A 23,658-nucleotide genomic window follows, 5' to 3' on the forward strand; every position below is an offset into this window, starting at 1 on the left:
ACGTCCCTCTTGGGGGCGCCGGCCCGGTCAAACGTCCGACGGCGCGCGGCCGCGCGAACCGCCATTTCCCAAAAAGGATGGCCGCACGTTCTGAACGTGCGGCCATAGGGGCACCCAGGATCGATCCTGTGCTCTAGAAAGCGAATGCGGCCCGCACGCCATACATGCGGGGTGGTTTGTAGCTGGTGATTTCGGGCCCGCCGCCGCCCGCTACGTCGGTAAAGCCGATCCCGCGAAAGAGGTTGCCGACCTGGACCGTATTGAAGAGATTTGTCGCGAAGAATTCCGCGGTCCAGCGCTTGTCGGGCGAATAATAGAAGAGGCGCAGATCGACATTATTATAGCTCGGCGCGAGGTCCGATCCCGCTGGGACCGGAAAGGCGGTATCGCGGTTGAAGGCCGTGTAGAAGATGCTGCTCGTATAGGAATAGTCGATGCGAAAGCGCCCGCTGCCCGCCGATCCCAGTGAAAAATCCGCCGAAGCGCCGAGATTGGCGGTCCATTCGGGCGTGCGCTGGACCCGGTTGCCGCCGAGTTGCACCCCTTGGATCACCTGGGGGTCGAACGTAGCGTCACTATAGGCCCCGGAGGCGTCGAACTGGAGCCAGTCGGTTGGCGCCGCCCGGATTTCGAGTTCGATGCCTTGAACGGTCGCGCCATCCGCGTTGAACGCCTGCGGTCCGAAGGGCCCGAAGATCTGGAACTGGAGATTGTCGTACTTGTTACGATAGAGTGACGTGTTGACCTGGAGCCGCCGATCGAAGAGCTGCGATTTCACGCCGACTTCGATGGCTTTCACATATTCGGGGTCATAGACCGCGTTGGTCACGATCGGATTGATCGCCTGGTTGACGCCGCCCGACTTGTAGCCCGTCGAGTAGCTGACATAAGCCAGCACGTCGGGCGTGAATTGATAGTCGGCGGCCAGGCGGTAGGTGACACGCTGCCATGATCCTTCGACTGGCCCGTCATAGGCCGGCGGAGCGAATTGAAAGCCATAATTATTCCCGCGCTTTTCATCGTGCGTGTAGCGAATCCCGCCCGTAAAGCTCAGGCTGTCGGTCGGGCGGAAAGTGGCCTGGCCGAATGTCGCGTAGGATTCCGAAGTGATATTGCCGCCGATCACGAAGCCGTACGGCCGATTGTTGGCGTTCGCGATGATATCGTAGCGGCTGCCGCGATAGCTGGACTCGCGGCTGCCTTTCTCGTGAAAATAATAGGCTCCCAAAATCCAGGTGAAGGGCGCCGCGCCACTTGCGTTCGAGAGGAGCTGGATTTCCTGCGAAAATTGTTCGGCACGTTCGCTCAGGTTGAGGCTGCCGAGATCCTTCGGCGAGAAGTCCGCATCCTGCCGCGTCCGGAACGTCGGCTTGACATAGCCGGTGATCGATTTCGCGGTAATCGGCCCCATGTCCCATTCGAGATTGGCGCCGAAGAGCAACAGTTCATTGCGTTGGAATTCGGCGATATCCTTGCCTTCGTGGAACGGCCGCAGGTCGTTCACGAGCGGAGCGCCGCCAACGAGATAATTGTTCGTGCCGGGGATGGGTGGGCCCGCGAGATTCTGGCCCGTCGTCGATCCCGGAAAGGGAGTACGGAGCTCGGGCTGACTGCCGACGCCGCCCGAATGGATGAACGTGCCTGACAGCAGCGCCGAAAAATTGGACGTCGGTTCGATCAGGATATGCCCGCGAAATCCGTAATTATCGGCGTCGTTGGCATCGGTGCCCCCCGGGACGCTATTGTGGGTGAAGCCGTCGCGTTTTTCGCGGAAAGCGACGAACCTCGTGCTCAGCCCTTCGCTGACCGGAATGTTGACCGCGCCGCGCAGGCGCCACATGTCGTAGTTTCCGATCGTGACGTCGGCATTGCCTTCGAAGTCCTGCGAGGGCTTCTTGGTGATGTAGTTGACCGAGCCGCCGGTGGCATTGCGGCCATAGAGCGTCCCTTGCGGGCCGCGCAGAATCTCGACGCGCTCGGTGTCGAAAGCGGAAAACAGCGTTCCGACGGGGCGGCCGATATAGATGCCGTCGAAGTGGAACGCGACGCCGGGATCGCCGCCTGCGGTGCTGTTCTCGTTACCGATCCCGCGCAAGGTCACATAGGCGATCGGACCGAAATTGCTGAGCTGGATCGACGGCGCGAGCTTGGTCAATGTCGACAGATTGTCGAAGCCACGGGTCTCGAGCGCCTCGTTGCCCAGCGCCGAGATGGCGATCGGGACCTTCTGGAGGCTCTCCGAACGCTTCTGCGCCGTCACCACGATATCTTCGACGCCGCCGCTGCTGACGGCTTCTTCCGTCGGCGCCTCTTGCGGCGGTACGGCGTCGGTGGACGTGGGCGCCTCGATGGGCGCTGCCTCCATATTTTCGCTTATCTCGGTTGCAGTCTCCTGCGCGTATAGCGCCGGGCAAGCGAACAAGCTGAAAGATATGGCCAGCCCCGTCTTTGCAAGCACGCCGTTATATCCGGATTTTTTGCGCGATACAGTTCCCTCGTTCTTCAAAGTCCATCTCCCAAAATATTTTTTTGTGTAATTTCATGGCGTTTTTCGCCCTTGTGGAGATATTTTATGTGGCAGCGCGCAGGCTCGCAATTGCCGAAACTGAATAGCCGGAATTCGAAAATCGGCTGGCGTCGCTGTTTGTCCATTCGCAAGCGTCCGGCGCGGCACCAGAAAAGGCCCCGAACGGCCCGCGCGATATGTCACACGATGGTCAGGTCGCTCGCGACGATTATATCGCCCTTGAAGACTTTGGCCGCCTCATCCCGCCAGACCTCGGCGGCAACATCGTCAGGATAGATGTGACTGAGCACCAATGTCCCGACGCCCGCCCGCTGTGCGATTTTTCCGACGTCGCCGATCGGGGTGTGCGCTCTGGCAATATGCTGCACAAAGTCCGCTGGTGTCATCGCGAGGCCGCCGGCCACCTGCTCCCGGGCCTGACGCTCGATCCCGGGAAGATGAATGGCTTCATGAACGAGAATATCGGCGCCCGCGGCCAGTGCGGTTAGATTGTCCGAAGCACGCGTGTCGCCCGAAAAGACGATTGACCGGTCCGGAAAGTCGAACCTGTAGGCGAGCGCGAGATCGACGGGTGGGTGATCGACTGCCACCGCGCGGACGGTGAGATCCCGGGTATGTAGTACCACGCCGGACGCCGGTATTTCGTGGACCTGCGGCGCCGAAAAATCCGCAAGATGAAAATCACGCGCCCACATGGCGGTGGTACCGGCCATCGCGCGGACATAGTCGGTCGTCATCTGGGCGAGGGGAGGCGGGCCATAGGCCGCAAGCTGCCGCGGGAGGCCGCGTAGCCAACCCAATAGGAGGAACGGGCCATATTCGATATTATGGTCGGGATGATGGTGCGTGAGGAAGATCGATTCCACCGCGCGAAAGGGCACCCCGGTCCGCATGAACAGGTCGGTGACGCCGAGGCCGCAGTCGACGATATGAGCCTTGGCACCGCGGACGATCAGCGAAGACGCCATTTGCCGGGCGCGCCCGGCGACGGGACCCGCGCCCGTCCCGAGCAGGACGAGCTTCGTGCCGACTGCCTTTTCAAGCTCGCGGCGCACCGAGGCCCCTCGCGCATCGCGCTGATCCGCCCAGCCCGCCGCCTCCTCGAAGGCCTGCGCGCCGGCGGGCGCCAGCAGCGGCAAGCCGAGCAGGGGAAGGACCGCCCGCCGCGTCGGTTCGAAATCGCCCATGTGCAAATGCTCCCTTGTCTACGAAGGCGGGCGCGGCAGCGCTCTAGGTGCCTCGGTGCGGGGCAGGATAGGCGCAGCCCCGACCTTGGCCAGTATCGGGAATGGATGGCCGGGGAGCGAAAAATGAATTTGCGGCCGCAAGGCCAGGAGAGCCGATCGCCCGTCAGCGAAAATCGAGATCGGCTATCGTCCGGCGAAGCCACGTGTTGCCGGAGTCATTATGATATCTCTCGTGCCAATATTGCTTGACGTCGATGGCGGGCAGCTCAAACGGCACGTCGACGACCTCGAGCACGCCGCGCTTCGCGAACCAGCGGCCCGTGCGCCCGGGCACGGTCAGCACGACATCGGTCTCCTCGGCGATCATCGCGCTTACGATAAAACTTTCCGACACCATTCGGATCCGTTCGGGCGGGCAGATTTCGAGAAGCTTGCTCTCGACCTGCTCGTGCACATGGCCGATTTCATGCGCCGCGACGACGATGTGATCGCAGTCTTGAAAGGCTTGCAGATCGAAGGGGGTCCGGCGCGCGGGGTGATCGCGGCGCATCACGCACACATAGGTCTCGCGGAACAGGGTCTGCGCCTTGATGCCGCCAGCCAACGCCGGGAATCCGCCGATAGCTATGTCGACGGCTCCGGACTCCAGCTCTTCGATCAAGGCCTTGTGTCCGAGGGTGACGCCGCTGACGCGTGCGCTCGGCGCCGCCGACGACAAGGAGGAATAGAGGCTGGAAAGGAAGAGGGCCTGGCCAAAATCGCTCGCCGCTACCTTGAAGTTGCGGGTCGTGGTCGCCGCGTCGAATTTCTGTTCGGTCCGGACCTTTTGGCGATAGATGGCAATCATGTCCTGGATGGGCGCGGCCAGTTGGTCTGCAAAGGGCGTGGGCTCCATTCCCGACCGCGTCCTCACGAAAAGCGGATCGTCGAAATGTTGCCGCAGCTGCCCCAGCCAGCGACTCAATGTGGGCTGCGGCACGGCCAAAAGGCGCGCGGCGACGCTGACGTTGCGATGCTGGTAGATCGCGTCGAAAACCATCAGGTGGCCGAGCGGGAGCAGAAGCTCATTCATGACGGGGCATTATCGCCTCGGATCGCATTAGGAAAGCGGGTCCTGCGGACGTGCGGCCTATTCAGTATCCGTATGGAGTCAATTCACCCGCGGGCGATAATCGCAATTTCTTTCGGATATCTGCGTCTTTATAAATTGTGACCAATCCGACGGCCTGGACCTTCTGCGAAGTGTGCCCGGGCTCGACCGGATTTTGCGAATAAAAATAATTCTATATTTGGGAGATATAGTCGTGACTAAAGCGGAATTTGGTTCGATTTCTTCGGACGGTAAGGCGGATGCTCCTGTTCTTATTGTAGGGGGAGGGCCCACCGGTCTTATCGCGGCTGGCGAACTCCTTCGCCGCGGCGTCAGGTGCCGCCTGATCGACCGGCTGCCGGTGCCGCACCAGACCTCGAAATCCTTCACGATCCACTCGCGAACGATGGAGATGATGGAGCATATCGGCATCGCCCACCGCTATCTCGACACGGGCATCAAGAGCAACGGCTTCACCTTCAATTTCGAGAATACCGAAGCGAAGCCGATTCTGGACTTCTCCACCCTGCCGGGGCGCTTTCCGTTCATCATGATCTACAATCAGAACGAAACCGAGCGCGTGCTGCGCCAGCATCTCGATGCGACATTCAACTTCCGCCCCGAATGGGGCACCCAATTGCTGTCGCTGAAACAGGATGAGAGCGGCATCGAAGTCGGGCTCCGCCTTGCCGACGGCAGCAAGGAGACGATCCGTCCGCGCTGGGTCATCGGCGCCGATGGCGTGCGCAGCCGCGTGCGCGAATGCCTGGGCATCGCCTATGAGGGCGAGGATTATGAAGAAAATGTCCTGCAGATGATGGATGTCGGCATCAATGATTTCAACGCGGGCGACGACTGGATTCACTATTTCATCGGGCAGGACAAATTCGTGCTCGTCACCAAATTACCCGGCACCAATTACCGCGTCCTGATCAGCGACAACGGCAAGGCCGACAAATCCAGCCTTGAGGAAACCCGCGAGGCGTTCCAGGGCTATGTCAGCGCTTTCGACGATGTGGCGGCGCTCGACGAGCCGCGCTGGGCCACCAAGTGGCGCGTGTGGAAGCGCATGACGAGCAGCTATCAGCAGGGAGCCGTCTTCCTGGCGGGGGACGCGGCGCATTGCCATTCGCCGTCAGGCGGCAGCGGTATGAACGTCAGCATGCAGGATACGTTCAATCTCGCGTGGAAGATCGCGATGGTCGAAAATGGCGAGGCGCATCGCTCGCTCGTCGAAACCTATGGGCCCGAGCGAACCCCGGTGGCGGCGCAGCTTCTCGAAGGCACCCACGCGATGCACGAGATCATCATGGGTCATGGCCAGGGGCTCGAGGATCGCATTGCAAAGACGCAGGAGGCCGGCTGGCACGATGCCGCCACCCGCCGGGTATCGGGCATGTCGTATAATTATTGCGAGCAGCTCGCCGCCTATAATGACGATGGCCTGGCCGGGGCGAAGGCTGGCGACCGCGTGCCCGATGCCGATCTGGCGCCGCGCATTCGCCTCTTCGATCTGACGCGCCACACGCGCTTCACGCTGCTCCTCGCGCCGCAAACCGAGGCCGAGCGAGAGGCGGCTGAGGCGTTTGCGGCGACCGTTGCCAAGCGCTGGCCGCAGGTCAAGCTGGTCACCGTCCTGCCCAAGGGTAGCGATGCCTCAATCCGTGAAGATGTGTTCGTCGACACGGCGGGCGATCTCGCCCGGCAATGGGGAGCCAATGAGGCCGGCTGGGCGGCGCTGATCCGCCCGGACACCTACATCCATGCCCGCGCCCGGCTCGATCGCCTTGCCGTCATCACCGACGCACTGAGCGATACGCTCGTCGAAGCATGCGGATAAGGATCAGGCCATGACAGAATCGCTCGATACGATCGACGTTGTCGTCAAACGGATCACGCACGAAGCGACGGGGATTGCTTCCTTCGAACTGCGGCCGGCCGAGGGCGGCACACTGCCCCCGTTCACGGCCGGCGCGCACATCGACATCCGTCTCGGCAATGGCCTGGTGCGAAGCTATTCGCTGGTCAATCCGCAGGGGCAGTCCGATCGCTATGTGATTGCGGTCAACCTCGACCGGAGCAGCCGCGGCGGATCGAAGTTCATGCATGAGAAGGTGCGGGTCGGCGACCGGCTGACGATCACCGCGCCGTCGAACAATTTTCCGCTCGAGGAAAGCGCGGCGCATTCGGTTTTCATCGCGGGCGGAATCGGTGTCACGCCAATCTGGTCGATGATCCAGCGGCAGGTCGAACTGGGCGGGTCGTGGGAGGTTCACTACGCCTGCCGCGCCGCCGAATATGCGGCCTTTCTGGAAGATATCACAGCAGCGGACGGCGACGCCGTCGGCAAGGTCAAGCTGCATCTGGATAGCGAAAGCGGCGGCCAGGTCCTCGACATCAAGGCGATCGTCGACAAGGCGCCAGATGGCAGCATCTTCTATTGCTGCGGGCCCGCGGCGATGCTCGAAGCCTATAAGCAGGCGACAGCCGCTGTTCCGTCCGATCGCGTGCGCCTCGAACATTTCGGCGCGGCAGCCGCACCCGCCGATACCGGCCCCGCCGGCGAGTTCACGGTCGTGCTCGCCAAGAGCGGCGGCGAATTTCTGGTCGAGGAAGGGATGACGATCCTCGAGACATTGCTGCAGAACGGGATCAGCCAGAATTATTCCTGCACCCAGGGCGTGTGCGGCACCTGCAGGACACCCGTGCTCGAAGGCGTTCCGGATCATCGAGACTGGGTGCTTTCCGACGATCAGAAGGCGTCGAATGATGTCATGCTGATCTGCTGTTCGCTCAGCAAGACGGACCGGCTCGTTCTCGATCTTTGATCGAAGAACAGGCCCCGAAGCCCGTCCCGTTCAGGCTGAGTGCTTCAGGTCCCTCCCTTTAACGGGAGGGGCCTGATTTGCATGAAGCATATAAACCTGGCTCTTCCTCGGAAAGTCGTGACCGGCACCTCGAGGCCGCCTTCAATTCCTCATTCGCGATGTGGGCGTCACGGCCGCATTTGGGCAATTTCATTCGCGATAGAATAGCATCCACTGAGTGCGCTCCGCATGGCTAAGTCCAGCGCACTTAGCCTTCACCGACGATCCGGATCACGGTCTTGCTCTCTCCGCGACCTGCGCAAACGACAGAAAGTTATACGTCATCGCGCCGATGCGTCACATGTTCGCGGCTATTTTTCTGGGTTCCCATTCGGGGTGGCAAGCGGTGCGGGCCTCGACCTGCCGGATCCGCGCAATATGCGCGCGCAGCCAGATATTTCCGGGCTCGCTGTCGAACCGTTCATGCCAATATTGCTTCACATCGAAGCCCGGCAAGTCGATCGGCGGCTTCATCAGGCAAACCCGCTCGGGGCTCGCGATAGCCGCGACGCGTGAGGGGACCGTCAGGATCATGTTCGAGCGTTCGGCCATGTGGGCGCTCAGCAGGAAATTTTCCGACAATATCTGGACATGGCTTTCGCCGATGACATCGAGGATGCGCTTTTCGACTTCTTCGTGGATATGACCGAGGCGCTTTCCGTCGACCAGAATATGCCGCGCGCTGCAATATTCGTCTAATGTAAGTTCTCGGCCTTTCACGAGATTTCTGGGCACAATGCAGACATAATGCTCCCTGAAAAGCGTCTGTTCGCGAATCCCGGCGACCAAATTCGGAAAGCTGCCGATCGCGACATCGACCTCCCCCGATTCCAGTTGCGCCACAAGCCGAGAGCGCCCCAACGGAACCGCCGTAAAGCTCACATGCGGGGCGGTCTTCTGGGCCCAGTCCTCGAGCCACGGGAGGGTTAATAAATGCCCGATGTCGGTCGCCGCGATCAGAAAATTCCGGTGCGAGGCCGACGGGTCGAAGTCCTGATCCGCCGACAATCGCTTCGCGTAGATTTCGAGGGCATCCGAGATGGCGCCCGCGATCGACATCGCCATCGCAGTCGGCTCGAGACCCTTGCTGGTGCGCACGAACAGCGGATTGTCGAAATGCGATCGCAGATATTTGAGGTGACGACTGAGCGTCGGCTGCGGCAAGTCGAGGGCTTCGGCCGCCTGGGTCACGCTCTTGAGCCGCAGCAGCGTCTCGAAAACCGTCAAATGGAGGAAAGACAGCATCAGCCGGCCTCCGCCGCACATGGAGGGATCGGCGGCGACCCGTCGCGGCGCCGCAAGCGCCCCATGTTATGATTGCAGACCCACGGCGGCATCGCTGGGGCTCCCTTGCTCTAAAGCGGCTGCCCGACGCCGCTCCTCTCCGGGCAATTTTTATCTTGTCCGGAAAAGCTGCGCCCTTCACCGGGCGGAAGCAAGAAAATCGCCTGGATAGGGCGCATTCAGATTATGAATAATCCTAATTCACGAGCGGGCCGGCGGCGCCGCGTCGGAAGCCACTGACCGCGCTTTTCTACTGCAGGCCCGCAGGCCCGTGCGGCGCGTTTGACGCCGCGCGGGCCTGGCGAAACGAAGGGCGCCGCTTTCGCCGATATGTTCCGGCTGATTCACCGGGCGGGTGCGCGCCGGGCAGAGAAACGCCCGAACAGGCGAGGCATCCGACGAGGCCTCGCTGCACATGCGCTTTGCTAGGCTGGCTCCAATTCCGCGCTCTGCGGCATGGCGCCAGTATAAGCCCGCGCAAGAAGCGCGCGAATGCCATCCTCGGTCACCGGCCGCGGATTGGGATAGGGATTCTGGATCGCGAGCTTCGCTGCGATTTCGATGCCCTCCTCGGGCATGCCGAGTTTTGCCAGCGACATTTCGGCGCCCAGCTTCGAGGCAAGCTCATAGAGAGCGGCCGGCGGCTCGCGGCCGCCCATGGCACGCGACGCGCGCACCATCGCATCGGGGGCTGCCGGCGCGTTATAGGCGATCGCATGCGGCAAGATCGCGGTGTGCGTCTCGGCATGCGGCATGTCGAAACGGCCGCCGAGCGTGTGGCACAACTTATGATGCAAGGCGACCGACGCCGAACCCAATACCATGCCTGCGAGCCAGCATCCGTAAAGCGCCTGCGTCCTCGCCTCGTCGTCGCCCCCATCTTCCGCGAGCCGGGGGAGGCTCTCGTAAAGCGATCTTATGCCCTCTTCGGCCATCATCGACACGATCGGATTGCCATCGACGGCATAAAGGCCTTCCATGCAATGAGCGATGGCATTGAGGCCGCTCGCCACGGTCATGCCAAGCGGAAGCGAGCGCGTCAGGTCGGGATCGTAGATGACCGTTCGCGGAACCACCCCGGCATCGCGCCCGGTGGTCTTGATGCCGTCTTCGGTCATGCCCCAGATCGGGGTGACCTCGGATCCGGCGTAGGTGGTTGGAATGACCAGTGAAGGCAAGCCGGCCCGAAGCGACAGGGCCTTGGCGAGGCCCGTCGTCGATCCGCCGCCGATGGCCACCGTAAAATCGGCCCCGATCTCTTTCGCCGCGACCAGCGCTTCCTCGACGATGGAAACGGGGACGTGCATCGTCGCCCGGTCGAAAAGGCCTCCGGCGAGCGGGCCGAGCAGCGCGAAGACATTCCGTCCGGCCGAGGCCTGTTCGGGCGTCGACAGGATCAGCGCGCGTTTCCCGATCAGCGCGGCTTCGTCGGCGACACGGTTCAGTGCGCCGTGCGCGAAGATGACGCGGTAGGGAAAGGAATTGAATGTGAAGTCCATGAGGTTGATCCGATCAAATCCAGACAGGGGCGCCGCAGGCGCGCCGGGAAACGAAGACAGGCTGGTTGCAAAGGCAGGGCATCGCCGCGATGGCGGATGCGATGCGGGCGTCGGGGCCGCACGCGCGATCCGATACCCCGCGGCCGCGCCAAGAAGGACTACCTTTCTCCCTGTATCGTCCCCCGGCACGCGAGCCGGGACCGTTTAAAAGCGGCTTTGCCGCGCTATGCCAGCCGGGGATAGCAACGTGGCGAGCGGCGATGAACCTCCGAAACCAGATAGGGGTTATACACATTCCGAATAACCGCAGCGCGGGGCACGACGCGTTTTCCGCCGATCACGACAACACCACCGGGCGGTCATCCAATCATTGCCTCGCGCATCGTCGCCGGACTCTCGCCCTTCCGGCGATTTCGCTGCGGCGAGCGTGGGGGCATCGCTTATCGTTTTGATGTCGGTTGCAGGCAGCTGGCGGCGCGTATTCCTGGAAGAGCGCCGGCGCTTTCGCCCTCGGAATATTGCCCTTCAACTATCGGGTACCGGGCGTCTGCGACGACCTCTTTCCCCCACGGGTCGACGGCGGATCAGCGATCCCCCGGCAAGGCCCTTATCCGCGCGGCAAGCGATACGAGGCGCGGCCCGGTATCGCTCCGCATCTCTGTCTCGTTGGTCTGGAAGGCGGGCGTCGCGCACACCAGCGCCAGGCATTCGCCGTCGGCCGTCCGCAACAGGGGGGCCGCGACGGCAAGGGTTTCGGCGCGCCACGACGAGACAAAGCAGAACCCGTGCGCCTTGCAATCTTCGGCGCCGCGATCGGCCTCGGCTTTCTCGCCGGCAAGATGCGGAGCCGTCTCCAGCGTTCTGGTGTGAAGCGCAGAGCGCTCGCCGGACGTCATGAGCGAGAGGATCGCGCGGCCCACCGCGGTGCTGTAAAGCGGGACCGAGAAACCTATGTCGGAAATATAGTCGGACACCACCGTGTCGTCCGAGCGTGTGACGTCGAGCATGATCGCGTGAAGGCCGTTCGACATTGCCATCGAAACATTGCCGCCCGCCCGCACCGCAAAATCCCGCATGAAAGGCCGCGCGGCCTGCCGGATCTTGAAGCGCGCAAGGAGCGGATAGGCCACCGAAAGAACCTGCGATCCCACGCGATAGGCGCCGCTTTCGTTGCGGCCGAGATAGCCCAGTTGGACCAGCGTGTTGGTGAGGCGCGAGACCGAGGACCGCGGCATTCCCGTTCGCGAGGATATCTCCGAATTGCTCAGCCAGGCATCGTACGGCCCAAAAGCCGAAAGCACCTTCAAGCCTCTGTCGAGCGTGGTCGCAAAGAAGGGGTCGGGATTCGGGGAGGAGCGCTGTCTTGCTTTCGAACCCTGCTTCTCGTCCGCCACTGATTGTCCCACCTTGTCTTTCAGGCTTCGCCTTCGCCCTGCCGGCTGCCGCGCACCCGGCCAGCCATTCCACAGGAAACGGAAATTCGCCTTCGGCACACTGATAGCGACGCGGGGTAAAAAATCAAATTTCGATATATCGACAAGATTGCTTTGACAGTTCCGATATATGAAACTAGATGTCGATTGCCGTTCAAAAAATGAACGACAGGGGCCGGGAGGGGCTGCCGAGTGTAGGAGCCCATGCGTGCGTGCGCGCATGGGCTCCTCTTTCGCTGCAAGCCGCCGCTGGAGGATGGATAGCGTCGATATGAATTTAGCGCCGGGCGACGTCATGAGTTCCTACGACTATATCGTGATCGGCGCGGGCTCGTCGGGATGCATCGTCGCCAGCCGGCTAAGCGAAAGCGGCAAGCATTCGGTCCTGCTCGTCGAAGCCGGCGGCCCGGACAAGCTGTTCTGGATGCGGGCGCCGCTCGGAACCGGGCAGATGCTCCGCCGCACCGACGTGATCTGGCCCTATGAGACAGAAGGCGTGCCCGCGCTCGGCGGCCGGACGCTGCGGTGGCCGCGGGGCAGGGTCGTCGGCGGTTCGAGTTCGGTCAACGGCACCATATTCATTCGCGGGCTGCGCGAGGAATATGATCGCTGGAGGGATATGGGCAATGGCGGCTGGGGCTATGAGGATGTCCTGCCCTTCTTCCGCAAGCTCGAGGATTTCGAGGATGGCGACCCGCAGTACAGGGGGCGCGGGGGTCCGATTTCGGTCGAGCGCCTCAGGCTGAATCTGCCGGTGACGAGGGCCTTTATCGATGCCTGCGCCGAGGCGGGAATCCCGGAGAATGGCGATTATAACGGCGCCTCGATCGAGGGTGCGAGCCCGCTCCAGTTCAACACCCGCTATGGGCGAAGGCAAAGCGCCGCCGTCGGATATCTATCCTCGGCCATGAAGCGAAAGAATCTGCATCTTCTGACGGACACGCAGGTCAGGAAAATCCATGTCGTGGCCGGGAGCGCGAGCGGGGTGGTCCTGCAGAATGCCGCCGGCGAGCAAACGATCCGCGCCAATCGCGAGATCATCCTCAGCGCGGGCGCGATCGGGTCGCCGCAACTGCTCGAGGTGTCGGGCATAGGCAGCGCGCCCATCCTCGAGAAGGCCGGCGTCGCGCTTGTCCACCATTTGCCCGGTGTCGGCGAGAATCTGATCGATCATCTGCAAACCCGCATCAGCCTGAAGGCCAGGAACACGGCCGGCCTCAACGAACTCGTCGGAAACCTGGCGTTCCGCATGAAAGTCGGTGCGGAATGGCTTTTCCTCGGCCGGGGACTGATGTCGACCCCGCTCGCATCGGCGCATGCCATCATACGCTCGCGCCCCGATGCGCCGCTTCCCGATCTCAAGCTGCAGCTTCACCATTTCAGCGGCAAGGACCGGATGGCGTACAGCAAGGACCTCGGGATCGATCCGCATCCGGGTCTTACGATCGGCGTCGTTCAACTGTCGCCGCGGTCGCGCGGCCGTCTCCATATCGCATCGCCCGATGCGAATATTGCGCCGCGCATCTATCCCGACCAGTTCGAGGACGAGGAAGACATCCGGGTCCTGACGTCGGGCATCAGGATCGCCCGTACGATCGCGTCGCAGGCGGCGCTGTCGCGGTTCGTCGTCGCTGAATTGCGGCCGGGCGCCGAGACGTCGTCCGATGACGAGATCGTGGATTATATCCGCCAGAGCGGCCAGACCTCCTATCATCCAATCGGGACCTGCAAGATGGGGAACGACGACCTGGCAGTCGTCGACGACCGGTTGCGCGTTCGCGGGATCGACCGGCTGCGCGTCGTCGATGCCTCGATCATGCCCACCATGCCCTCGTCGAATACCAATGCGGCCGCGCTGATGATCGGCGAGAAGGGTGCCGCGCTCATCCGCGAGGCGGCGGTATGAGGCCGCTTCAAACATATATCGGAAATCCCGGGGAGGATCGCGTGGCCCATATTGTCGAGCGCTGCGAGAAAGCCATATCGCGCGGCCTGGAATGGCTTGCCGGCCGCGTATCGGCGGAGGGCGAACTCGAAGGCAGCGAGACTGTCCTGTTCGGCTATTACAAGGCTCTCCTGACCTTCACCGCGGCGGGACGCTATCTGGAAGCCGAGCGCGCCGCGCGGAAGATCAAGCGCGACTTCTACAAGGACGGGCAGTTTGGCGGCGAACAATATTCCGCCGCAACCGTCGGGCCGATTTACCGCGACTCATGGCTGACCTGGGGCGCGCATATCGCCGGTCGCTACGACATGTCCGTGCCCGCCGCGCGTGCGATCGCGCGGCAGCTTTGCGGGACGACGGGCGGCGCGCTTGCCGAGGGATCGGCGCGGACCATCGACATCGGCCTGACGTGCTGCGCGCTGACGGCGCTGCTCGCCGCGGGGCAGAGCGATGCGGTGTTAAAAGGGGCGGAACTCGTCCGGCAGCTTGTCGAAGATCAGCCCGAGCCCGAAAAGGCCCTCTATTTTCGCTGGTCCCCGGACAATGGCTTCATCCGGCCGGGGGCCGGAGAAGACGCGAGAGGCTGGACCGTCCAGCGTTCGGAGAGCGGCCAGGTCTACTGGTATATCGGATATGCGCTCGCGCTGATGGCGCAGATGAACCTGCTGACGGGCGAGCGCAAATGGATCGATGCGGCGGAGAAGCTGCTCGTCTTCGTGAAAACCTGCCACCCCCAGATCTTTGAATCGACGTCTAACGGCAAGATCGCGTGGGGCTGCGCCGAGATCTTCTCGGTAACCGGCGATGCGGGTTTCCGCGACACAGCGGCGCGCATGGCGGAATGGATCTGCGACGTGCAAGCCGAGGACGGACGCTGGTTCCGATCAGCGGACCAGATGATTCCGGTGGCGTATGATGCGACCTTCGAACGCGTTTTCTACCTCAGCCGCGTCGCGCGCGCTCTCCAGCGGCCATAAAGACATCTGGTGCATTTTGCCGCGGCGAGGGCCCGAGTCCAGACAGTGGGCCCGGCCTTCGCCCGGATATGGGAGTCCGGCCGCATGAAACTCAAGGACGTCTATCCGCTCTATCTCAACAACAAGGCGGTGCAGCCCAACACCGACCTTGAGGTGATCGACAAATTCACCGGCGAGGTCGCGTTCCGTACTGCGCTCGCGACCCCCGATGTGATCGACGAAGCGATCGCGGGCGCCGTGCGCGCCGCCGAGCCGATGGCGCGGCTGGCGAGCTATGAGAAGCGCGACGTCCTCACCCATTGCGTAGGGCGCTTTCAGGAGCGGTTCGACGAGCTGGCCTATGCGCTCTGCGTCGAGGCGGGCAAGCCGATCGCCGACAGCGAGGGTGAGGTCACGCGCCTGATCGACACCTTCCGCATCGCCGCCGAGGAAGCGACGCGCAATTATGGCGAGGTCCAGCCGCTCGACGTGTCAGCGCGCGCCAAAGGCTATATGGGGATGTGGAAGCGCGTGCCGATCGGGCCGTGCAGCTTCATCTCGCCGTTCAACTTCCCGCTCAACCTCGCCGCGCACAAGATCGCGCCCGCGATCGCGATCGGCTGTCCGTTCGTGATGAAGCCGGCATCGCTGACCCCGCTCGGCGCGATCATCATGGGCGAAGTGCTCGCCGAGTGCGATATCCTGCCCGAGGGTGCGTTCAGCATCTTGCCCGCGACGCGCGACGGCGCCGACCTGTTTACCACCGACGAGCGGCTGAAATTGCTGTCGTTCACCGGCTCGCCGGGTGTCGGCTGGGATTTGAAGGCGAAGGCGGGCAAGAAAAAGGTCGTGCTCGAACTCGGCGGCAATGCCGCGGTCGTCGTCGACAAGGATGCCGACCTGGGCCATGCGCTCGCGCGCATCATCTTCGGCGGCTATTACCAGTCGGGGCAAAGCTGCATCCATGTGCAGCGCGTGATCATCCATGAGGAGATCTACGACACATTCCGCGACATGCTCACCGCGAAGGTCAAGACGCTGAAATCGGGCGATCCGAAGCATCGCGACACCTTCATCGGGCCGATGATTTCGGTCAAGGAAGCGCAGCGGCTGAAGGGCTGGATCGACGACGCCGTCGCCGCGGGCGCGACCTTGCTCGCGGGCGGTGGCTGCGAGGGCAACATGCTCGAAGCCGCACTGCTCGAAAATGTCCCCGGCGACACCGATGTGGTGCGCGAGGAAGCGTTCGGCCCCGTTGTCATCCTGTCGAAATTCACCGACTGGGAGGCCGCTCTCGCCGAGGTCAACGACAGCAAATTCGGACTTCAGGCCGGCCTGTTCACGCGCGACATCCACAAAGTTCTCGACGCATGGGATCATCTCGACGTTGGCGGCATTGTCGTCAACGACGTGTCGAGCTACCGCGTCGACAACATGCCTTATGGCGGGGTGAAGGACAGCGGACTGGGCCGCGAGGGCGTGCGCTTCGCCATGGAAGATATGAGCGAGATCCGGAACCTGGTGATCCGGCGAAACTGACGGGCTCATGACGATCCTGGAGGGCGAAGCCGTCGGGAAAGAGCGGCTCCGCCTGCGCCGCCGTCAGCGCGTTTGCGCGAGCGCGAGCGCTGCGAGTTCGGGGAACGCCTTCGCGCGTTCATGCGCTTCGGCCGACGCGGCGGTGCCGCGGATGACGCGTCCCTTGATGCCGTGGAAAATGGCCGCGAGCCGGAAGAAGTTGAACGCGAGATAAAAGCCGAAGTCGGCAATGCCGCTGCGTCCCGTCCGCATGCTATAGGCGGCGATATACTCGTCCTCGGACGGAATGCCGAGCGTGTGCGGATCGGTGCCACCAAGCCCCGCGACGATGTGCGGCGGCATCCGGTAGCTCATCGCATGATAGGCAAAGTCCGCGAGCGGATGCCCGAGCGTCGACAGCTCCCAGTCGAGCACCGCGAGAATGCGCGGTTCGACCGGGTGAAAGATGAGATTGTCGATCCGGTAATCGCCGTGCACGAGGGCGCATTCGTCGCCTGGCGGGATATGATCGCCCAGCCAGTCGATGACCGCGTCCATATCGGCGTTGCGCCCCGCCGTCTCGTCCTCGCGATACTGCCGCGACCAGCGGCTGATCTGCCGCTCGAAATAATTGCCCGGACGGCCGAAATCGGCAAGGCCCACGGCCTCGACATCGACGCGGTGGAGCCTAGCCATCGCCGCGTTCATCGCGTCGTAGCAGGCGGCGCGCTCCTTAGGGGCCAGCGAGGGCAGGGCGGCATCCCAGAAGATCCGGCCCTCCACCATGTCCATGACATAGAAGGGCGAGCCGATGACGGCGGCATCTTCGCACAGGCCGTGGACATGCGGGACCGGAAAGTCCGCCGTCGCGAGGCTGGCGAGTACGCGCGCCTCGCGTTCGATCGCATGCGCCCCGGGCAGGAGGGGACCGGGCGGCTTGCGCCGCAGGACATAGGACGCGGCCCCCGTGGTCACGCGGAAGGTCGGGTTCGATTGCCCGCCCTGGAACTGGCGGACCGAAAAAGGCCCCTCAAAGCCTGCGACATGTTCGCGCATCCAGCGGCCGAGCGCCGCTTCGTCGAACCCGAAGCCGGCCCTGACTTCTGTGGTTGAGTCTTCGCCGGGCGCGAGGGTCATGACAGCGTCGCCAGATGGCTGCGCTTGATCCGTTTCGCGATCGACCATTTATGGACCTCGGTCGGCCCGTCGTAGATGCGGAAGGCGCGGATTTCCCGGAAAATCTGTTCGACGACGCTGTCGCCCGATACCCCGGTACCGCCCATCACCTGAACGCAGCGGTCGGCGACGCGCATCAGCGCCTCGGACACGGCGACCTTGGTGATCGAACTCTCCTCGAGGCCGAGCGATCCGCCGTCGAGCGTGTCGGCGCACCAGTCAATCATCAGTTCCGCCTGCCGCAAATCGATGAGATTCTCGGCGAGCATGAAGCCGACCCCCTCATGATCGATGAGCGGCTTGCCGAATGCCTCGCGGCGGCACGCATAGGCGGTGGCGATTTCCTGCGCGCGGGTCGCCGATCCGAACCACCGCATGCAATGCGAGAGCCGCGCCGGGCTGAGCCGCACCTGCGCATAGCGGAAACCCTCGCCGCTCGCGCCGAGCATATGGTGCTGCGGGACGCGAAGCTGGTCGATGGCGACCACCGCGTGCCCGCCGGGCATCGAGCTGTCGATCGTGTCGAGCAATCGCTCGACGCGCACGGCGGGGTTCGGGAGGTCGATGAGAAAGAGGCAGGCACCATCATCCGAACGCGCCATCACGATGCCGACCGACGCGCCCTGCGCACCGGTAATGAAGGCCTTGCGGCCGTCGATGATCCAGTCGTCGCCATCGCGGCGGCAGCGGGTCTTCATCATGGAGGGGTCCGAGCCGGCGCCGCCTTCGTCGGCGGGCTCGCTCATGAAAAAGGCCGAGCGCGCGCGTCCCGCGACGAGCGGTTCGAGGAAATGAGCCTTCTGCTCCTCGCTCCCCATCTTCGCGAGCAAATACATATTGCCCTCGTCGGGCGCCATCGTGTTGACCGCGACCGGACCCAGCGGCGAGAGGCCCGATTTCTTGAGGATGGTCGCCGTATCGCGCTGGCTGAAATGGCTTCCGTCGGCGCGAACATGCGGCGTGAGCACCCCCGCCTCGCGCGCCTTGGCGCGCAGCTCGGCGACAAGCGTGTCGGAGGGGCCATGGCCATGCACTTCGAACCGGGGGTCGCGCTCATAGGAGAAGACGGTTTCGCGAACGAAGCGTTCGACCTTCGCGGCGACGTCCGCAGCGACGTCGGCCGCGCTCGAACCGGGCGCGCTCATGCGATGAACTCCGCTTCGGTGAGCGCGCGCAGCTGATCGAGTTCGACCCCGGGCGCACATTCGACGAGGCGGAAGCCCGCGGCGCGGTCGGGGCGCGAAAAGACCGCAAGATCGGTTATCAGCATGTCGACGACCGCCGATCCGGTGAGCGGCAGAGTGCAGCTTTTGCGGAACTTCGGCGTGCCGTCGCGCGACACATGATCCATGAGCACGATGATGCGTCTGACGCCTGCGACGAGATCCATCGCGCCGCCCATGCCCTTCACCATCTTTCCCGGGATCATCCAGTTGGCGATGTCGCCATTTTCCGCGACCTCCATCGCACCGAGGACCGAAAGATCGATGTGCCCGCCGCGGATCATGCCGAAACTGTCGGCCGAGGATACATAGCTCGTGCCGGCAAGCTCGGTGATCGTCTCCTTGCCGGCATTGATGACGTCGGCATCGACCTCGGCGGCGCCGGGGTAGGGCCCGAGGCCGAGCATGCCGTTTTCCGACTGGAGCGTCACATCGATGCCGGAGGGAATATTATCGGCGACCAGCGTCGGAATGCCGATACCAAGATTGACGTAGAAGCCGTCGCGCAGTTCGCGGGCCGCGCGGGCGGCCATGTCGTTTCGGGTCCAGGGCATGTCAAACCTCCGCGCGCATGATGCGCTTCTCGATGCGCTTCTCGTTTCGTTCGGCGAGGATCAACCGCTGCACGAAGATCCCGGGCGTGTGCACATGGTCGGGATCGATCGCCCCAGCGGGGAGCAGTTCCTCGACCTCGGCGACCGTCACGCGGCTCGCTGTCGCCACCATCGGATTGAAATTGCGCGCGGTCTTGCGGTAGAGGAGATTGCCCTTGTCGTCGCCGCGCCACGCCTTGACGATGGCGAGATCGGCGGTCAGCCCGGTCTCGAGAATATAGCGCTCGCCGCCGAAGATTTTGTCCTCTTTGCCTTCGGCGACGATCGTGCCGACGCCCGTGCGCGTATAGAAGCCGGCGATGCCCGCGCCGCCGGCGCGCAGCCGCTCGGCGAGCGTGCCCTGCGGATTGAATTCGAGCTCGAGAAGGCCGGTCAGATATTGCCGCTCGAATTCCTTATTCTCCCCGACATAGGAGGAGACCATCTTGCGCACCTGGCGGCTCTGGAGCAGCAGGCCGAGGCCGAAATCGTCGACCCCCGCATTGTTCGAGATGACGGTGAGATCCTTGACGCCGCTGCGGCGGATCTCGTCGATCAACGTCTCGGGAATGCCGCAGAGGCCGAAGCCGCCCGCCGCGATTGTCATCCCGTCGAAGAGCAGGCCTGCAAGGGCATCGCTTGACGTGTCGTGGAACTTCTTTGCCATGGTGCCGACCTCACAAGCTGCTGAGAAGGTGCCCGCCGTCGACCTCGATGACCGAGCCGGTCATGTAGGAGGCGGCATCGGAGGCAAGGAGGAGGAGCGGCGCGTCGAGGTCGGCAAGGCTTCCAAGGCGGCGCTGGGGGATGCGCTTGATCATGGCCTGGCCGGCATCGGTCTCGAAGAAGCCGGCGTTGAGGTCGGTGCCGATATAGCCGGGCGCCAGCGCATTGACGCGGATCCCGAAGCGCGCGAGTTCGAGCGCGGCGACCTTGGTCAGCTGGATGACCGCGGCCTTCGACACGGCGTAGGACACGATGCCGCCCGCCTGCCTGAGCCCCGTGATCGAAGCGATATTGACGATCGATCCGCTCCCGCGGCGCTTCATCCCGCGCGCCGCCACCTGCGTCGCCAGGAACATGCCCTTCACATTGGTGGCGAGAACATCGTCCCAATCGCTTTCCAGGTGATCGAGAAACGGCGCGTCGCGTGCGATGCCCGCATTGTTGACGAGAATATCGGCCGCCTCGATCTCGGACGCCGCCGCGGCGATGCTGTCGGCGGAGGAAATGTCGAGGGCAATTGCCCGGCACGCGCCTACGGCCGCGGCAATATCCGCCGCGACGGCGTCGAGGCTCTCGCGTCGCCGCGCCGCGATCACGACATTGGCACCGGCGCGGGCCAGTATCTTTGCGAAATGCGCGCCAAGACCACTTGACGCTCCGGTGACGAACGCGTTCTTGCCGGCAAGGTTGAGCAAATTTTCCATGGGCACTCCCTGTCGAGGCGTGTATGGAACATGATTGTAGAACAATCAAGAGGGGCAATATGGACGGTGGTTCAGAGTTCGAGCCGGCGGGTACCGCGCGGAAGGTTGTTTTGGGCATCCTCTCCGAGCTGGACGAGCGGCAGCTCGTTCCGGGCCAGCGGCTCGCGGAAACCGATCTTGCGCTTCGCTACGACGTGGGCCGGAACGCCGTGCGCGAAGCCATGCAGCACCTGTCGGTGCGCGGCATCATCGAACTGGAGGCCAATCGCTCGCCCTCGATCCGCAAGCTCGATCTCGCCGAGAGCATGGAAGTTCTCGACGTCGCCGAGGCGATGACCGCTCTCGCGGCGCGCAGTGCCGCCGACCGATATACGGGACAGCTGCACGAAGCGCTCTTTGCCGACGTGCTCAAGCGCCTCGATCTGGGAGCGGCCGGCCGCGAGGAGGGGGTTTTCAACGCGGCGCGGCGTCACTTCTACCGCGTGCTGCTCCAGATCGGCGAAAACCGCGAACTGCGCCGGCTCTTCCCTTCCGTGGGCATGCACATCATCCACGTCCAATATTCAGCGCCCGAACTCCAGAAAGTCCGTCACCGCGATTATGCCGAGATAGCGGGCGCCATCATGCAGAACGACACAGCCGGAGCGGAGGAGGCTGCGCGGCGCCATGTCGACAATGTTCGAACCGCGATCGCCGACTGGCACGCACAGCGGAGCGGCGCTGGATGATGCCAAATTCGCCTCCCAATCCGCAGAAAGAAACCAACCGCGATCATCCTGGGCGGAGCGCCCGCCTCGCCGCCGGTATTTCTATGGAAGGCCGCTGATATGCCCAGAGCGCCAAGCTGGCGGCTGGACGCTGCGCATTACCCCGTGCGCGGCGATTTTCAGACGCGGTTCCAGGACATGGACGTAAACGGCCATCTCAATAATGTGGCGATTGCGACGCTGTTCGAAAGCGGGCGCGTGTTCCTGAACGCGCAAGTTCAGCCGTTGACCGAGCGGCCATCGAACGAGAGGACGATGGTGGCCGCCATCGAGATCAACTATCTGGCCGAGGGCGATTTTCCCGATCCTGTCCATATCGCTTCGGGTTTCGGCCGCCTCGGTGGAACAAGCTGGACGATCATTCAGGCGATGTTCCAGAACGGCCGCGCGATCGCGACCAGCGATACGGTCATCGTCTGCCGGACCGACGGGCAGGCGAAGCCGCTAAGAGCGGAACTGATCGCCGGACTGACCGCGAAGATGGTGACGCCGGCCCGTAATTAGCCTGACGCGAGCCGATCATCGCGCCCGCGTTCGCTTGCCGACCTTTTCAGGCTGCCGAGCGTGAACGGTAAGGACGCGCGATCAGATTGACGCCGGAGCACCGTCTCCGCTTGTACCGGCGTCTTCGGCGCCACGCTCCTGCTCGACCCGGCTGCGCGCCCTAAGGATGAAGCATGTTAGCTCCTCGACGGCGCTTTCGACATCGGCGCGCTGGCTTAAAAGCTGGCTGATGCGCTGCTGGCACTTTTCGATCGTCACCTCGCGCTGTCGCTTGCGACCGTCGCCGACATCGTAAAGATCGATCATCTCGCGAATATCGGCAAGGCGGAAGCCGACACGTTTGGCGCGCAAGATCCAAACGAGCCGGGCACGATCACGCTTCGAATAAAGGCGTAGCATGCCCTTGCGCGAAGGATTGATCAGCCCCTCATCCTCGTAAAATCGAAGCGCGCGGGCGGTAACGTCGAATTCGTTCGCCAGATCGGTGATGCTGTACTCGTCACGGCCGTGATCGGGCGTATCGGTATGGACGTGGCCGTATTCTTCGCTCATTGTCCAAAACTACTTTACGTTTACGTAAACGTCAATAGAGTTAAATAATCGGGAATCACTTAAGTCTCTCGATACTGCCGTGTCGTTCGCGTCTCTGCAAGCGTTTCGCGCCGAGGTTCTTCGATCCAGCCCGAGTCGGCTTGGAATCTTGCGTCGTGAGGAGTACGAGCGTCGCGCGTCATCACAATTCAGGAAGAAGCGGGGAAGGGGCGACTTCTCTGGCGCGTCGGTTCGCCAAAGCCTTTTGCCGGATCGATGGCTGCTCCCTTTTTCGCGCCCGCAAAAGCGCGGCCTGGACCGCGAACGGCCTTACGATGAGGCGCTTCGGTCAGCCGGAAGGGCTGACTGCCAGTGGTTTTCAAAGCTATGAGACCCGGGCAGATTCGAGCTTTGTCGATCAAGTCCTGTGAAGGTTAGCGGGTCGTCCCCACGGAGAGGCCATTCAGGAAAATCTCGACCGCCGAGGCAACAAGTGCCGCGCGCTCCGCTTCGCCCGGCGCATCGCGAAGGGCGAGGATGACCTGAAGATGGACATTGCTGCGGATCATGCCGACGAAAAGATCGGCCGCGGCGCCGGCGTCGCAGGGTTCGATCTCGCCCCGCGCCTGCGCCGCCGACAGAACTTCGGCCAGTGTCCGGCTCGCAAGCCCCGGGCCGAGTTCATAGAATTGGCGCACTAGCTCCGGGAAGCGGGCATATTCGGTCGCGGCGATCCGGTACACGCCGACGAGCGCGGGCGACAGCGAGATGTCGAGCAATTGCCGCCCGAAGGCAAGAAGCATGTCCTTGAGGCTGCCCGCGCTGGGATCGCCGAGCGACAGCGCGGCGACCGCGCGCTCGGCATGCTGCGAGACGATCGCGGTGAACAGCCCCTCCTTGCTGCCGAACTCCACATAGATGTTGCGCTTCGATCCGCCCGCGCGCTCGATGATGTCGTCGATACGCGTTGCAGCATAGCCCTGTTCGAAGAATATGGCCCCCGCGGCATCAAGAAGCGCCTCGCGCCCCACCTTCATACGATTCCCGGTTGGCGCGTCGCCCACGTTCGATACTCCCAGCAGCATTTGACGGCATCGAGTGGTGATCATCACCGCCGCGAAGGTCAAT

Annotated in this window: 20 protein-coding genes; 7 read left to right on the forward strand and 13 right to left on the reverse strand. The window is 63.1% G+C overall.

Features of this window, described 5'->3' with window-relative positions:
• Nucleotides 1-133 precede the first annotated feature (133 nt).
• The 3 genes from VSX79_RS05975 to VSX79_RS05985 form a co-directional block, all read right to left on the reverse strand.
• Entirely contained in the window at nucleotides 134-2,365 is a 2,232-nt protein-coding gene (locus tag VSX79_RS05975; protein ID WP_326914780.1) for a TonB-dependent receptor, read from the reverse strand.
• 341 nt (nucleotides 2,366-2,706) lie between these two features.
• Nucleotides 2,707-3,714 carry an MBL fold metallo-hydrolase gene (locus tag VSX79_RS05980; RefSeq protein WP_326914781.1) on the reverse strand — a complete coding sequence of 336 codons (1,008 nt, stop codon included), beginning with the start codon at nucleotides 3,712-3,714 and terminating at the stop codon, nucleotides 2,707-2,709.
• Between the two features lie 163 nt (nucleotides 3,715-3,877).
• Nucleotides 3,878-4,753, reverse strand: coding sequence for a LysR family transcriptional regulator (locus VSX79_RS05985; protein ID WP_326914782.1), 876 nt, complete (start codon nucleotides 4,751-4,753; stop codon nucleotides 3,878-3,880).
• A gap of 205 nt (nucleotides 4,754-4,958) precedes the next feature.
• On the opposite strand from VSX79_RS05985, the gene VSX79_RS05990 reads away from it, so the two are divergent.
• Together VSX79_RS05990 and VSX79_RS05995 are read left to right on the forward strand one after the other, a co-directional pair.
• Nucleotides 4,959-6,644: an FAD-dependent oxidoreductase gene (locus tag VSX79_RS05990; RefSeq protein WP_326914783.1), complete on the forward strand. Its 1,686-nt coding sequence runs from the start codon at nucleotides 4,959-4,961 to the stop codon at nucleotides 6,642-6,644.
• A gap of 10 nt (nucleotides 6,645-6,654) precedes the next feature.
• Nucleotides 6,655-7,632: a PDR/VanB family oxidoreductase gene (locus VSX79_RS05995; protein WP_326914784.1), complete on the forward strand. Its 978-nt coding sequence runs from the start codon at nucleotides 6,655-6,657 to the stop codon at nucleotides 7,630-7,632.
• Nucleotides 7,633-7,968: 336 nt separating this feature from the next.
• Here the strand turns inward: VSX79_RS05995 and VSX79_RS06000 are convergent, their stop codons facing one another.
• The 3 genes from VSX79_RS06000 to VSX79_RS06010 all read right to left on the reverse strand — a co-directional run bounded on the left by VSX79_RS06000 (nucleotide 7,969) and on the right by VSX79_RS06010 (nucleotide 12,109).
• Nucleotides 7,969-8,916: a LysR family transcriptional regulator gene (locus tag VSX79_RS06000; protein ID WP_326914785.1), complete on the reverse strand. Its 948-nt coding sequence runs from the start codon at nucleotides 8,914-8,916 to the stop codon at nucleotides 7,969-7,971.
• A gap of 464 nt (nucleotides 8,917-9,380) precedes the next feature.
• Nucleotides 9,381-10,454: a maleylacetate reductase gene (locus tag VSX79_RS06005; RefSeq protein ID WP_326914786.1), complete on the reverse strand. Its 1,074-nt coding sequence runs from the start codon at nucleotides 10,452-10,454 to the stop codon at nucleotides 9,381-9,383.
• A 584-nt stretch (nucleotides 10,455-11,038) separates the two neighbouring features.
• The gene (locus VSX79_RS06010) at nucleotides 11,039-12,109 is read right to left on the reverse strand and encodes an IclR family transcriptional regulator (RefSeq protein WP_326914787.1); all 1,071 of its coding nucleotides are present in this window, start codon (nucleotides 12,107-12,109) and stop codon (nucleotides 11,039-11,041) included.
• A gap of 49 nt (nucleotides 12,110-12,158) precedes the next feature.
• On the opposite strand from VSX79_RS06010, the gene VSX79_RS06015 reads away from it, so the two are divergent.
• From VSX79_RS06015 to VSX79_RS06025, 3 genes are all read left to right on the forward strand, one after another.
• Entirely contained in the window at nucleotides 12,159-13,793 is a 1,635-nt protein-coding gene (locus VSX79_RS06015; RefSeq protein WP_326914788.1) for a GMC family oxidoreductase, read from the forward strand.
• Nucleotides 13,794-13,834: 41 nt separating this feature from the next.
• Nucleotides 13,835-14,809 carry an apramycin biosynthesis protein gene (locus tag VSX79_RS06020; protein WP_326914789.1) on the forward strand — a complete coding sequence of 325 codons (975 nt, stop codon included), beginning with the start codon at nucleotides 13,835-13,837 and terminating at the stop codon, nucleotides 14,807-14,809.
• Nucleotides 14,810-14,893: 84 nt separating this feature from the next.
• Entirely contained in the window at nucleotides 14,894-16,327 is a 1,434-nt protein-coding gene (locus tag VSX79_RS06025) for an aldehyde dehydrogenase family protein (RefSeq protein ID WP_326914790.1), read from the forward strand.
• Nucleotides 16,328-16,390: 63 nt separating this feature from the next.
• Here VSX79_RS06025 and VSX79_RS06030 read toward each other — a convergent pair whose 3' ends face one another.
• The 5 genes from VSX79_RS06030 to VSX79_RS06050 are packed head-to-tail and all read right to left on the reverse strand — an operon-like array spanning nucleotide 16,391 to nucleotide 20,728.
• Complete coding sequence (locus VSX79_RS06030; protein WP_326914791.1) at nucleotides 16,391-17,443, reverse strand: phosphotransferase; 1,053 nt, start codon at nucleotides 17,441-17,443, stop codon at nucleotides 16,391-16,393.
• On the reverse strand, nucleotides 17,440-18,627 hold the full coding sequence (locus tag VSX79_RS06035) for an acyl-CoA dehydrogenase family protein (protein WP_326914792.1): 1,188 nt from the start codon (nucleotides 18,625-18,627) through the stop codon (nucleotides 17,440-17,442). The genes VSX79_RS06030 and VSX79_RS06035 overlap by 4 nt, the downstream gene beginning before the upstream one ends.
• Entirely contained in the window at nucleotides 18,624-19,259 is a 636-nt protein-coding gene (locus VSX79_RS06040) for a 3-oxoacid CoA-transferase subunit B (RefSeq protein ID WP_326914793.1), read from the reverse strand. Before VSX79_RS06040 ends, VSX79_RS06035 begins: the two co-directional genes overlap by 4 nt.
• 1 nt (nucleotide 19,260) lies before the next feature.
• On the reverse strand, nucleotides 19,261-19,965 hold the full coding sequence (locus VSX79_RS06045; RefSeq protein ID WP_326914794.1) for a CoA transferase subunit A: 705 nt from the start codon (nucleotides 19,963-19,965) through the stop codon (nucleotides 19,261-19,263).
• A gap of 10 nt (nucleotides 19,966-19,975) precedes the next feature.
• A complete protein-coding gene (locus tag VSX79_RS06050; protein WP_326914795.1) occupies nucleotides 19,976-20,728 on the reverse strand; it encodes an SDR family NAD(P)-dependent oxidoreductase in 753 nt (250 codons plus the stop codon).
• A 59-nt stretch (nucleotides 20,729-20,787) separates the two neighbouring features.
• Here VSX79_RS06050 and VSX79_RS06055 point away from each other — a divergent pair, with 59 nt between their 5' ends.
• Together VSX79_RS06055 and VSX79_RS06060 are read left to right on the forward strand one after the other, a co-directional pair.
• Nucleotides 20,788-21,456: a GntR family transcriptional regulator gene (locus VSX79_RS06055; protein ID WP_326914796.1), complete on the forward strand. Its 669-nt coding sequence runs from the start codon at nucleotides 20,788-20,790 to the stop codon at nucleotides 21,454-21,456.
• A 99-nt stretch (nucleotides 21,457-21,555) separates the two neighbouring features.
• A complete protein-coding gene (locus tag VSX79_RS06060; RefSeq protein ID WP_326914797.1) occupies nucleotides 21,556-21,999 on the forward strand; it encodes an acyl-CoA thioesterase in 444 nt (147 codons plus the stop codon).
• A gap of 81 nt (nucleotides 22,000-22,080) precedes the next feature.
• Here VSX79_RS06060 and VSX79_RS06065 read toward each other — a convergent pair whose 3' ends face one another.
• The gene (locus tag VSX79_RS06065; RefSeq protein WP_326914798.1) at nucleotides 22,081-22,551 is read right to left on the reverse strand and encodes a MerR family transcriptional regulator; all 471 of its coding nucleotides are present in this window, start codon (nucleotides 22,549-22,551) and stop codon (nucleotides 22,081-22,083) included.
• 413 nt (nucleotides 22,552-22,964) lie between these two features.
• The gene (locus VSX79_RS06070; protein ID WP_326914799.1) at nucleotides 22,965-23,567 is read right to left on the reverse strand and encodes a TetR/AcrR family transcriptional regulator; all 603 of its coding nucleotides are present in this window, start codon (nucleotides 23,565-23,567) and stop codon (nucleotides 22,965-22,967) included.
• Nucleotides 23,568-23,658: the final 91 nt, after the last annotated feature.

The organism is Sphingopyxis chilensis (assembly GCF_035930445.1).
GTDB classification, from domain to species: Bacteria; Pseudomonadota; Alphaproteobacteria; order Sphingomonadales; family Sphingomonadaceae; genus Sphingopyxis; species Sphingopyxis chilensis.